The following is a 12492-nucleotide window of genomic DNA, read 5'->3' on the forward strand; positions in this document are numbered from 1 at the left end:
CGCCGCCAAAAAAATCAGCCGTTGAGTTCGCGCAGGGCGCCCAGCGCCTCGGCGAGCGCCTCCTGCAACTGGCGCGAGTCCATCGCCCGCATCAGGCCGGCGCGGGCGCTGTGTTCGTAGTTTTCCGCCGCCTTGGCCACGGCGAAGGCGCCGACCGCCCGCGCGGAGCCTTTCAGCTTATGCGCCAGATCGGCGCGGATGGAGTGATCCGAACCCGATTCCAGCGTCGTCAGCTTGCCTCCGATATGGTTGGCCTGGCGTTCGAACAGCGCGAGCACCTCATGCTCCAGCGCGCGATCGCCCATGGTCTGGCGCGAGAGATGCACAAGATCGAAGGGGCAGGACGGAGGCGGTCGGTTCTGTTCATCATGCGCAAGACTCATCGCCGTAACCGCCATGTTCAACTCCCAAATGACGCGAATTCGGCGCCAAAGGCGCCCTGGACCGCTAGAAACTTTCGCGAGAAAGGACGCATTAAGTACGATCCACAGATTTCCAAGCGCGTTAACGTGACCGTTAAAACTTGATAAAAGCCTTATTTTCCAGCGTGGAGTGCGGCTTTCGCGCAACGTGGTGAATGTTCCGTTAACGACGTTTTGAAATCCGTGAACTGCTCAGGTTTTCAAGCGATGCGCCGCAGCGTAGAGTGCGGCTTGGTTAACTGCCGCAATCCGCGCGTCCTCACCGTCGCGCGGGCAGGGAGAGTGCGGCGGATTTTAAAAGGTTAGTTTCATGTCCAATCCCAGCACGGCTCAGGATCCGGCGGCGGCGGCCCTCACGGCGATAGAGGACGCGCTCAAGCTGCAACCCGAACCCGATGGCGCGCAAGACGCCAAGCCGGCGGCCGAGGCCAAGGAGCCTGCCAAGCTGGAGTTCGGACTGCCCACGCCGCGACCGCTCGAACCGCGCGCCGAAGCCGCGGACGACCGAGGCCGACCCGATTCTGAACGCGCGCCCCTGTCGCCGGGCAGCGCCCCCGCCAACGACGACCGAGCCTCCGTCGGCCAATTGCTGCAGAGCATGCAGGTCAAGCCCGATTCGACCTCGATCACCGTCGCCGTGCTGGCCTCCGCGCTCTGGGCGGGCTTGTGGATCGGCTACGCCATCTTCACCCGGGGAGAGGTGTTCGCGGGCAATGTGTTCAATCCCGCCGCCGCCCTGGCCGTGTTCGCGCTGATCGGGCCGGTCGTCTTCTTCATCGCCATGGGACTGGTGCTGCGCCGGTCGCAGGAAATGCGCCTGACCGCCCGCTCGATGGCTGAGGCGGCGATTCGCCTCGCCGAACCGGAAACTTTCGCCACCGAGCATGTGGTGACCCTGAGCCAGGCCATTCGCCGCGAAGTCGCTTCGATGGGCGACGGCATCGAGCGCGCCCTGTCCCGCGCCAGCGAACTGGAGACGATGGTCCGCTCCGAAGTCGCCTCGCTGGAGCGCACCTATGGCGAGAACGAGCGCCGCATCCGCGTGCTGCTCAATGAATTGTCGAGCGAGCGCGAATCCATCGTCGTTAACGCCGACCGCGTCTCCACCGCCCTGACTTCGGCGCAGACCGCGCTGACCAGCGAACTGGAGAACGCCACGGCGGCGCTGACCGCCCTGCTCGACCAGACCGGCGACCGCATCGGCGGCGCGCTGGAGACGCGCGGACAGGACGTGCAGAACGCTTTCGCCGAATCGGGCGAGAAGCTGATGGCGGATCTGGAAATGCGCGCCCAGTCCCTGCTGCGGAGATTCCAGGAGTACGGGACGGAGACGACGCAGGCGATCGACGCGCGCTCGAACGCCGCCGACTCCGCCCTGCGCCAGGTTTCGGAGGATTTCCTCGCCCGGATTCACGAAAAGACCGGCCTGCTCGCCAGCGAGCTGAACGCGCATGGCGAACGGCTCGCCGAGCTGGTCGGGTCGCGTGGCGGCGAATTCGCCGCCGCCAGCCAGGCGGCGCTGACCGAGCTGACCGCCCGGGTCGAGGCCCTGCATGCGGCCGTCGGAGAAACCGCCCAACGGACGGTCGAGGATTTCGGCGCGCATGTCGAGAGCATGGGCCAGACCTATGCGGCGATCAGCGCGCAGACCGTGGAAGGCGTCGCCGGCCACGCGCAGTCGCTGCGCGACAATTTCGTGGTCGCGGCGGACGAAACCCTCGCCGCCTTCGCCGGCCACACCCAAGCCTTCAACGAAACCTTCGCCCGCGCCGCCGGCGAGACCATCGAAGCCGTCGCCGGCCAGACCGAAGCGTTGCGCGCGGCGGTCGACGGCTCCACCCGCGAGGCGGTGGAAACCATTTCGGCCCGGACCGAGGCGCTGTGCGCCACCGTCGAGGGCTCGACGCGCGGCGTGGCCGACGCCATCCTCGGCCAGACCGAGACCCTGCGCGGCGCTGTGGAAAGCGCGGCGCGCGAAGCCGCCGAAACCATTTCGACCCGGACCGAGACGCTATGCGCCACGGTGGACGGCGCGACCCGCGCGGCCGCCGAGACCATTGTCGTGCAGACCGAGGCGTTGCGCGCCTCCGTTGACGGCTCGACCCGCGAAGCCGCCGAATTGCTGGCGGCCCGCACCGAGGCGCTGCGCGCCGCCGTCGACAGCTCGACGCGCGACGCCGCCGAGACCCTCGCCGCCAAGACCGACGAGCTGAACACGCATTTCGCGCGGGTGTCGGCCGAAACCGCGAACACCCTCTCCGCCCAGACCGGACGGATCGAACAGGCGTTCCAGGAGCACGCGCAGCAGATCGAATCGAGCGTCGGCGCCGCCGCCAGCCAGACCCTCACCGCCTTCGCCGACCAGACCAACGCGTTCCACGCCCAGTTCGGCGCCGCCGCCGGCGACACGCTGGCGGCCTTCGCCGGCCACGCCGAAGCCTTCCACGAACAGTTCGGGACCACGGCGCAGCACACGATCGAAGCCATCGCCGGCCATGGCGAGCGGCTCGAACATATGGTCGCCGCCGCGACCCAGGACCAGCTGACCGCCCTGGTCAGCCACACCCAAACCTTCCAGGATCAGTTCAACGCCGCCGCGCAGCAAGTGGCGGACAGCCTGGAGAACCGCGGCGAGCTGCTTGGAAACACGGTCGCGTCCGTCGCCCGGTCGTTCGAGGATCAGCTCGGCGCCGCCGCCCAGCAGACGGTGGAGGCGATTTCCGGCCACAGCGAACACCTCGAAGCCACGGTGGCCGCCGTCACCCAGGGGCATCTGGCGGCGCTCACCAGCCAGACCGAGACCTTCCAGGACAAGTTCGGCGAGCTTCAGGCGCAGTTCGGCGCTTCGGCCCAGCAGACCGTCGAGGCCATCGCCGGCCAGGGCGAAAAGCTGGAGGCCACGGTCGCCGCCGTCACCCAGGGCCATCTCACCGCGCTCACCAGCCACACCCAGACCTTCCAGGACAAGTTCGGCGAACTGCAGGCGCAGTTCGGCGCGTCGGCCCAGCAGACCGTCGAGGCCATCGCCGGCCAGGGCGAAAAGTTGGAGGCCACGGTCGCCGCCGTCACTCAAGGCCATCTCACCGCGCTCACCAGCCACACCCAGAGCTTCGAGGCGCGCTTCGGCGACGCCGCCCGCCATACGGTCGAAGTCATCTCCAGCCAGGGCGAGCAACTGGAGGCCACGGTCGCCGCGGTCACCCAGACCCATCTCTCCGCGCTCACCAGCCACACCGAGGGCTTCCAGACCCAGTTCGGCGACACCGCCCGCCAGGCGGTCGAAGCCATCTCCAACCAGGGCGAGCAACTGGAGGCCGCGATCGCCGCCGTCTCCCAGAGCCATCTCACGGCGCTCGCCAGCCACACCGACGCCTTCACCGGCCAGTTCGGACAGCTCCAGACGCAATTTACCGTTTCGGCCCAGCAAGCGACGGAGGCCATCGCCACGCAGGGCGAGCGGCTTGAAACCGCCGTGGCCGGGCTCGCCGCCCAGCAGACGGCCGCGCTCGCCAGCCACGCCGAAGGCTTCCAGGCCCAGTTCGCGCAGGCGACCAGCGGCGTGATCACCGACGCCGAACAACGCGCCGCGCAGTTGCGCGACGCGCTCGAAGCGACCACGCGCGCCGTCGGCGAGACCCTCACCGACAACACCATCTCCGCGCAGGCGCATTTCGAAGCCACCGCCGAAAGCACGCTCAACGCCTTCCTGGCGCAGACGCAGACGCTCGACGCCAATTTCGCCGCGAATGCGACGGACGCCTCCGAATCCATCGCGGCCCGTCTCGGCGAGGCGCAGACGCGCTTCGCCCAGACCGCCACCGAGGCGGTGGCGGCGATCGGCGTCCACGGCGACCGCGTCAACGAAACCCTGTCGGAGCGGCTCGACGTGTTCGAGCGGACGCTGTCGCGCGGCGGCGAGGAAGCGGCCAACAGCATCGGCCAGCACGCCGAGCGGCTGGCGCAGCAGATCGCCGGCAGCCTGCAGACCTTCGAGGCGCGGGTCGAGACCGGCGTCACCGAGGCGCACACCCGCCTCGGCCAGCACGCCGAGCGCCTCAACGCCGATTTCGTGGCGCAGCTCGCCGCGCTGGAGAACCTGCTGCGGAACGGTGGAGAAAGCTCCGCCGATCACATCCGCGCCCAGACCGCGGCGCTGCGCGACGCGCTCGCCGACAACCTGCGCGCCTTCGAGGCCGTGCTGGTCGAGCATGGCGCCGGCGCGGTGGAGCGCATCGGCGCCCATTCGCAGCAGCTTGGCGCGGCCATCGCGGAACGTCTGTCGCTGGTCGAAACCACGCTGGGCGCCCATGGCGCGGCCTTCGACGCGCGCCTCGGCGAACGCGCCCAGGCCATGGCCGAGTTGCTGGCCCAGCAGCTCGAACGCTTTGAACTGACCGCCTCCACCCAGGCGCTCCAGCTCGTCGAGAGCGTGGACAGCCTGATGGAGAAGGCCGAGACCGGACTGTCGGCGCGCTCGCGCCAGATCAACGACGCGCTGGCGGGCCGCGCCATCGACATCGCCAAAGTGCTCGGCGAAGGCGGCCGCGAGGTCGGCCGGGCGCTCGACTCCAAGGCGCGCGAACTCGACGACATCATCCTCCGCCGCTCCACCTCGCTCACCGAGAACCTCGCCGCCAAGGCCCAGGAGATCGACGCGACGCTCGGCCTCCGCGCCGAGGAGATCGCGTCCCATCTCGGCGGCCATATCGGCCAGTTCGAGGAGAAGGTGGTCAACCGGCTCGCCGCCGTCGGCAACGAGGTGTGGACGCGCGCCGAGGAAATTGACGCGACCCTGTTCGCCCGCTCCACCCAGATGGTGGACACGCTCGGCGGCCAGATCGGCCGGTTCGAGGACAAGGTGGTCGGCCGCCTGACCGCCGCGGGCCGCGAGGTCTGGACCAAGACCGGCGAAATCGACTCGGTCCTGTCGGCCCGCGCCAAGCAGATCGCCACCCAGTTCGGCGCCCATGTCGAGGCGTTCGAGACCTCGGTGGTCGCCCGCGCCGACGAGGCCGCCGGCAAGATCGCGGCCAAGGCCGGCGAGGCCGAGGCGGCGATCGCCGCCCGCTCCGGCGAGATCGTCGCCCATCTCGGCGCCCATGTCGAAGCGTTCGAGGACAAGGTGGTCGCCCGCGCCGACGAGGCCGCCAGGAAGATTTCCGCCGAGGCCGGCGTCGTCGAGGCGACGCTGACCACCCGTTCCGAGCAGGTCGTGGCGCATCTGGCCGCGCATGTCGAAGCGTTCGAGGACAAGGTGGTCCTGGGCGCCGACGAGGCCGCCAGGAAGATCGCGACCCAGGCGAAACTGGCCGAAGCCGCGCTGGCGGAACGCTCGGGCGAACTCGCCGCTCATCTCGACGCGCATGTCGAGGCGTTCGAGACCAAGGTGGTCACGCGCGTCGGCGAGGCCGCCGACAAGATCGCCGCCAAGGCCGACGAGACCGAAGCCGCCCTCGCCGCCCGCTCCGGCGAGATCGTCGCCCATCTGGGCGCCCATGTGGAGGCGTTCGAGGAGAAGGTCGTCATCCGCGCCGAGGCCGCCGCCAACAAGATCGCCGCCAAGGCTGGCGCGGCCGAAGCGGCGCTTGGCGCCCGCTCGGTGGAAATCTCCGCCCATCTCGGCGCCCATGTCGGCGCCTTTGAGGAGAAGGTCTCCGCCCGCGCCGCCGAGGCGGCCGACATGATCGCCGCCAAGGCCAACGAGGCGGGCGTGGCCCTGATCGCCCGGTCCGAGCGGGTCGCCGGTCAGATCGGCGCCCAGGTCGAGGCGTTCGAGGACCGGGTCTCCGCCGGCGCCGACGCGGCCGCCGGCAAGATCGCCGCCAGGGCCAACGAGGCCGAGGCGGCGCTGGCCGCCCGCTCCGCCGAAATCGCCGCTCATCTCGGCGCCCATGTCGAAGCCTTCGAGGACAAGGTGGTCGCCCGCGCCGACGAGGCCGCCGGCAAGATCGCCGCCAGCGCCAGCGAGGCCGAGGCGGCGCTGGCCGCCCGCTCCGCTGAAATCGCCGCTCATCTCGGCGCCCATGTCGAAGCCTTCGAGGACAAGGTGGTCGCCCGCGCCGACGAAGCCGCCGGCAAGATCGCCGCCAAGGCCAACGAGGCCGAAGCGGCGCTGGCCGCCCGCTCCGCCGAGATCGCCGCCCATCTCGGCGGCCATGTCGAAGCCTTCGAGACCAAGGTGGTTGCCCGCGCCGACGAGGCCGCCGGCAAGATCGCCGCCAGCGCCAGCGAAGCCGAGGCGGCGCTGGCCGCCCGCTCCGCCGAGATCGCCGCCCGTCTCGGCGGCCATGTCGAGGCCTTCGAGGAGAAGGTGGTCACGCGCGCCGACGCGGCCGTGGGCCGCATCGCCGCCAAGGCCGACAAGGTCGACCAGGTGCTGTCGCTGCGCTCCGAACAGGTTTCGGCGCATCTTGGCGGCCATGTCGGGCTGTTCGAGGACAAGGTGGTCAACCGCGTCGCCGAAGTGGTCGAGAAGGTCGCCGCCCGCGCCGACGAACTCGACCAGAGCCTGCGCGCGCGCGCCGAGCAGATCGCCGACGGGCTCGCCGGCCAGATCAGCGTGTTCGAGGACAAGACCGGCCTGTTCGAGGAGAAGGTCATCGGCCGCCTCGGCGAAGTCGGCGAGGAGATCGACCGCCGCGTGGCGACGCTCGCCGCCACGCTGGAAGGCGGCGGCCGCAACCTGGCGGAGGATCTGCGTCAGCGCACCGAGGCGCTGCACGACTGGTACGACACGCGCGGCGTCAAGCTTGTCGAGCTTCTGGAGGAGCGTGGCGGCGAAGTGGCCGAGCGCATCGCCGCCTTCAGCCAGACCGCGGTCGGCGTGCTGCATGAACGCTCGGATGAGCTGATCGGCGAACTCGGCCGCAAGCAGGACGAGATGACGGCGGCGATCACCGAGATCAACAGCCGCATCAAGAAAGACGTCGTGGGGCTGGTGGACGCCATGGCCCAGTCGCATCGCGCCCTGCTCGGCGCGGTCGACAAGGCCGAAGGCAGCCTGCTGCGCTATGATACGCAGCTGGGCGAACGCCTCGGCGCCTTCACCGGAGCGATCGACGCTCTCGACGGCGAAATCGACCGGCTCGACAAGTCGGCCCGCCAGGGCGCGGACTCGCTGGCGCAATCGGCGCGCGGCATCAACGCGCAGAGCGCTGGACTGGTCGAATCGCTGGACGAGATGCGCAAGTCGCAAGCGGTGATCGACGAGGCGCTCGACGAGCGGCTGCAGAGCTTGCAGAACCTCTATAATGAGACGCAGAAGCGTCAGGAGGCTTTCGAGCAGCGCCTGGAGCGCTACACCGCCGCGATCGGCAAGACGCTGAACGACGCCGAGGGCAAGGCCCGCGAGGTCGGCGGCTTCCTCACCGACGTCACCTCGGCCACGGCGGGGGCGCTGACCAGCCAGTTCGACGCGCTGCGCGACGCCGCCGCGCGCGAGCGGGAAACCGCCTCGGCGACGCTGACCAGCGCCTACGAGCAGAACATGAGCGAGCTGAACCATATGTTCGCCCAGTCCACCGAGCGGTACAAGGCGGTGGCGCAGGAGCTGCGCGGCATGAGCGCGGAAATCCAGCGCGAGCTGGAAGCCACGCGGCAGGAGCTGCGGCGCGGCGCGCTGGAGCTGCCGCGCGAGACGTCGGAACAGGCTGCGGCCATGCGCCGGGTGGTCGCCGACCAGATCAAGGCGCTCAACGAGCTGACCGACATCGTCGCCCGCTCCGGCCGCGCCCTGGACATCGCCGAGGCCCCCGCCCGCATCGAGCCGCCGCGCGCCAGCCGGCCGGCGCCCGCCCAGGCGCCGCGCTATGACGTGCGTCCGCCGGCGCAGCGCCCGGCGGCGGGCGGCGAGGCCAACGGCTGGATGAGCAACCTGCTCGCCCGCGCCTCGCAGGAGGACGCGCCCCGTCGGGGCAAGGCCTCCGGGGCCGATCTCGACACGCTCTCGGCCGACATCGCCCGCATGGTGGACGAAGCGGCGCTGTCGCAGGCCTGGGAACGCTACCGGCGCGGCGAGCGCGGCGTGTTCGACCGTCGGCTCTATACCGGCGCCGGCGCGAAAACGTTCGAGGAAGTGCGCCGCCGCTACGCCAATGAAGCGGAGTTCCGCCAGACGGTCGACCGTTATGCGCAGGAGTTCGAGCGGCTGCTGGCGGAAGTCGACCGCGAGGATCGCGACGGCATGCTGACGCGCTCCTACCTGACATCGGAGACGGGTAAGGTTTACACCCTGCTCGCCCACGCGGCGGGCCGGCTGAACTAAGCCCAAGCCAACAACTGAGCCCAAGCCAACAGCAAACGCCCGGCGAAAGCCGGGCGTTTTCGTTCGATCGGAATTTGAGACGCCTAGGGACCACCCACAAACGCGGCGGCGTTTGAATTACTGGCTCGAGGCCACCTTCTGCCGCAGATCGACGCTCAACTGGCTTTCCGCGCGATCGCCGAGCAAGGCCCGGTACATCTGCAGGTTTTCGACCACGCGCTGAACGTAGTTGCGCGTCTCGGTAAAGGGAATCCGCTCGATCCAGTCCACCGGATCGACGGCGCGGTCGCGCGGGTCGCCATAGGCGCCGATCCATTGCGCGACATTGCCGCCGCCGGCATTGTAGGCGGCGAAGGCCAGGATGTGCGAACCCTTGTATTCGTTCAGCAGTTCGCCCAGGTGATACGCGCCGAGCTGCGCGTTGAAGGCGGCGTCGCCGCGCAGCCGCGCCTCGTCATAGGCGACGCCCGCGCGTTTGGCGACGCCGCGCGCCGTCGGCTCCATCATCTGCATCAGGCCCATGGCGCCGACGCCGGAGCGCGCGGTCGGCTTGAAGGCGCTCTCCTGCCGCGCGATCGCCAGCACAATCGCGCGCGGCGCCGAAGTCTCGGCCAGCGGCCGGAAATCCGGCGCGCCGTCGATCGGCCACGCCAGCGTGGGCAGCTTGACGCCATGGCTCAAAGCCGATTTGCCGGCGAGCAGCTCCAGATGCGGGTCGTCCTGGGCGGCGAGAATTGTCGCCAGGGCGGCCATTTGCTCGGCCGGCAGGCTGGCGCTGGCGTCGAGCGCCAATTGCCGCGCCGTGTCCTTCTCGCCAAGGGCGAACAGCAATTCTGCGGCGCGCACCGGTTCGGCCCGCGCATCGCCCGTGGCTGGCGCGGGCGGGGGCGCCAGCGCCAGCGGCTCGTCGCCGAACCGCGCGCGCGCCAACTGGCCGTAATACGTCTCGCTGTCGCGCGCCGCCTGCGCATACAGGCCCCGAGCGTCGCCGCCGCGCGCCTCCTCGGCCCGGCCGCGCCAATAGGCGGCGCGCGCCACGCTCGCGGGCGTGTGGGCGATTCGCGCCATCGTCTCGAAATGCGGCGCGGCCAGCGCGGGATCGTTCAGGAAGCGCAGGGCGATCCAGCCGGCGTGAAACTCCGCCTCCAGCCGCGCTTCCTCGCTGGCGGCGGCATGGCCGGCGGCGATCTTGTAGGCGCGGGAGGCGTCGCCGGCGTCGAGCAGCTTGCGCGCCAGCAACCGGCGTTCGACCCACCACTCGTCGGCGCTTTGCGCCTCGGCGGCGGGCGCTACCGCGAGCATCATCTTCACCGCTTCGTCGATCTTGCCGGCCTTGCGCAGCGCGTGGATGCGCGCGAACTGCAAAATGGCGGCGTCGCGGTCGACGGCGGATAGTTTCGCGGTCGCCTTGGGCAAGGGCGTTCCGTCGGCGACCGCCGTGGCGGCGCGCAGCAGCAGGTCGCCGTCCTTGCCGGCCAGAACGGCGGCGCGGGCGGCGGCGGGCTTCTGTTCGCGCAGCCACAGCCGTCCCGCGCGATAAAGGTGATCGTCGCGGGTCAGCCGCGAACCGAAATGTTTGAGGAGGCGTTTTTCCAGCGCGGGAGTCAGGTCCGCCGTGCGCCAAAGCGCGCGGGCTTGCTCCAAACTCGCCGAATCGTCCCCGTCCAGCAGCGCCTGCGCCAGCAGGCCGGCCGGCCCGGTCGGCGGCCAGGCCGCGAGATAGGCGCGCGCGCGTTCGGGATGCAACTCCTCGGCGCCGGCCAGTTCCTCGGCGTGGCGACGCAGGGCGGCGGACGGCCAATCGGGATGCGCCGCGAGAAAATCGCGATGACGCGCCAGACCGGCTTCGGCGGGCTTGGCGCGCAGGAACACCCATTCCGCAGCAGCGCGAACCAGCGGATCGCGGGTCGCCAGCGCGGCGTCGCCGCCCTTGCCGTCGCCATCGTGATAGTGGCGCAGCGCTTCCGCCACGCCGGAAAGATCATGAGAAGCCGCCATCGCCTGCGCGGACGGAACATTTTCCAGCGCGCCGGGTTGGAGCGCGGCGGTCCCGTCCGCGCTCTGACCGTTGGACCCCGGAGCCGCGGAGGGCGGCGCGCGCAGCGCAAGGGTCGGCGGCGGACCGCGCCAAACGGTCGACAGCAAGGCCGGCACGGCGACGCCGACCGACAAGGCCGTCACGGACAAAGCCGTCAGTTTCAACACCCGCGCTTTTCGCATTCTTGCTTTCAGCCCTCCTGCGCGCAAGCCTGAGCGCGCGAGGTTAACAAAGCTCTAACAGCGCAAATCCCCTTTTCGCGGGGCCTCGCAAGGTCTATGACGGGGGCTTAAGGTTGAAAAACGGCGCGGTTGAGGCGCGCTTTTCTCTAGATGGATGCGATCATGGCCGAGGCGAGCAGACTGCGAGGATGGATGACGGCGCTGGTGACGCCCTTCAAGGACGGCGCCGTGGACAAAGCCGCCTTTCGCGCGCTGATCGACTGGCAGATCGAGAGCGGAATTCACGGGCTGGTGCCAGTCGGCACCACCGGCGAGAGCCCGACCCTGTCGCACGAAGAACACAAGCAGGTGGTGGAGATCGCCGTGGCGCAGGCGGCCGGCCGCGTGCCGGTGATCGCCGGCGCCGGCTCCAACAATACGGCTGAGGCGGTGGACCTCGCCCGCCACGCCGAGCAGGCCGGCGCCGACGCGGTTCTGGTGGTGACGCCCTATTACAACAAGCCCAACCAGGAAGGGCTGTTCCAGCATTTCAAGGCGATCGACGCGGCCATCGGCCTGCCCATCGTGATCTACAACATCCCGCCGCGCTGCGTGATCGACATGTCGATCGACACGATGAAGCGGTGCCGCGACGAGTTGCGCAACATTGTCGGGGTCAAGGACGCGACCGGCAACCTCGCCCGCGTCTCCACCCAGCGCGCCGCACTCGGCCCGGATTTCATCCAGTTCTCGGCGGAGGACATGACGGCTTTGGCCAGCCTCGCCGCCGGCGGCCACGGCTGCATTTCCGTGGTCTCCAACATCGCGCCGGCCCTGTGCGCGCAAATGATGAATGCCGCGGCGGCGGGCGATTTCGCCAAGGCTTTGACGATCCAGGACAAGCTGGTGCCGCTGCATGGCGCCACGTTCCTGGAGGCGGGCGTGACCGGCGCCAAGACCGGCCTGAGCTTTCTCGGCAAGGCGCGCGAGGAGGTCCGGTTGCCGCTGGTGCCCTCCACCGAAAAGACCCGCGAGGCCATCAAGGCGGCGATGAATTTCGCCGGGCTACTGGACGGTTGATACTTGGCTGAAAAACCCAACAGCAATTTCAAGGTGGTCGCCGACAATCGCAAGGCGCGCTACCATTATGAGATCGGCGAGACGTATGAAGCCGGTCTTGTGCTCACTGGTACGGAGGTCAAGAGCCTTCGCACCGGGCGGTCGACTATCGCCGAATCCTACGCCAGCGTGGACAACGCCGGCGAGATCTGGCTGATCAACGCCAATATCCCCGAATATCATTCGGGCAACCGCTTCAATCACGAGCCGAAGCGGCATCGCAAGCTGCTGCTGAAGCAACGCGAGATCGCCAAATTGTCGCAGGGCGTCGCGCGTGAGGGCATGACCATCGTGCCGCTCAAACTGTTCTTCAACGAAAAAGGCCGCGCCAAGCTGGAAATCGCGCTGGCCAAGGGCAAGCAGCTCCACGACAAGCGCGAAACCGAAAAACAACGCGACTGGAATCGCGAAAAGAGCCGATTGATGAAGCAGCGCGATTAGCGCATAGTCGCGAGAACATAATTTCCATCATGCATTTGATTGGAACGG

5 protein-coding genes are annotated in these 12492 nt (G+C 69.1%); 3 read left to right on the forward strand and 2 right to left on the reverse strand.

Translation table 11 applies throughout. The features are described 5' to 3' along the window. Positions 1-14: 14 nt before the first annotated feature. Positions 15-398, reverse strand: a complete 384-nt coding sequence (locus CFB24_RS11420; protein ID WP_244593217.1) for an Hpt domain-containing protein — start codon at positions 396-398, stop codon at positions 15-17. Between the two features lie 334 nt (positions 399-732). On the opposite strand from CFB24_RS11420, the gene CFB24_RS11425 reads away from it, so the two are divergent. Continuing rightward, positions 733-8685: an apolipoprotein A-IV repeat region-like domain-containing protein gene (locus tag CFB24_RS11425; protein WP_088520726.1), complete on the forward strand. Its 7953-nt coding sequence runs from the start codon at positions 733-735 to the stop codon at positions 8683-8685. Between the two features lie 117 nt (positions 8686-8802). Here CFB24_RS11425 and CFB24_RS11430 read toward each other — a convergent pair whose 3' ends face one another. Beyond that, on the reverse strand, positions 8803-10905 hold the full coding sequence (locus tag CFB24_RS11430) for a lytic transglycosylase domain-containing protein (protein WP_088520727.1): 2103 nt from the start codon (positions 10903-10905) through the stop codon (positions 8803-8805). 162 nt (positions 10906-11067) lie between these two features. Here CFB24_RS11430 and dapA point away from each other — a divergent pair, with 162 nt between their 5' ends. After that, entirely contained in the window at positions 11068-11964 is an 897-nt protein-coding gene (dapA, locus tag CFB24_RS11435; RefSeq protein WP_088520796.1) for a 4-hydroxy-tetrahydrodipicolinate synthase, read from the forward strand. Between the two features lie 3 nt (positions 11965-11967). Beyond that, the gene (gene smpB, locus CFB24_RS11440; protein WP_088520728.1) at positions 11968-12444 is read left to right on the forward strand and encodes an SsrA-binding protein SmpB; all 477 of its coding nucleotides are present in this window, start codon (positions 11968-11970) and stop codon (positions 12442-12444) included. The last annotated feature ends 48 nt before the right edge of the window (positions 12445-12492 follow it).

Source organism: Rhodoblastus acidophilus (assembly GCF_900187365.1).
In the GTDB taxonomy this organism is placed as follows: domain Bacteria; phylum Pseudomonadota; class Alphaproteobacteria; order Rhizobiales; family Beijerinckiaceae; genus Rhodoblastus; species Rhodoblastus acidophilus.

What these genes read in the sequence shown, in the direction of transcription:
- CFB24_RS11425 (WP_088520726.1), top strand. Translation starts at nt 733, where the DNA reads ATGTCCAATCCCAGCACGGCTCAGGATCCGGCGGCGGCGGCCCTCACG.
- dapA (WP_088520796.1), top strand. Translation starts at nt 11,068, where the DNA reads ATGGCCGAGGCGAGCAGACTGCGAGGATGGATGACGGCGCTGGTGACG.
- CFB24_RS11430 (WP_088520727.1), bottom strand. Translation starts at nt 10,905, where the DNA reads ATGCGAAAAGCGCGGGTGTTGAAACTGACGGCTTTGTCCGTGACGGCC.
- CFB24_RS11420 (WP_244593217.1), bottom strand. Translation starts at nt 398, where the DNA reads ATGGCGGTTACGGCGATGAGTCTTGCGCATGATGAACAGAACCGACCG.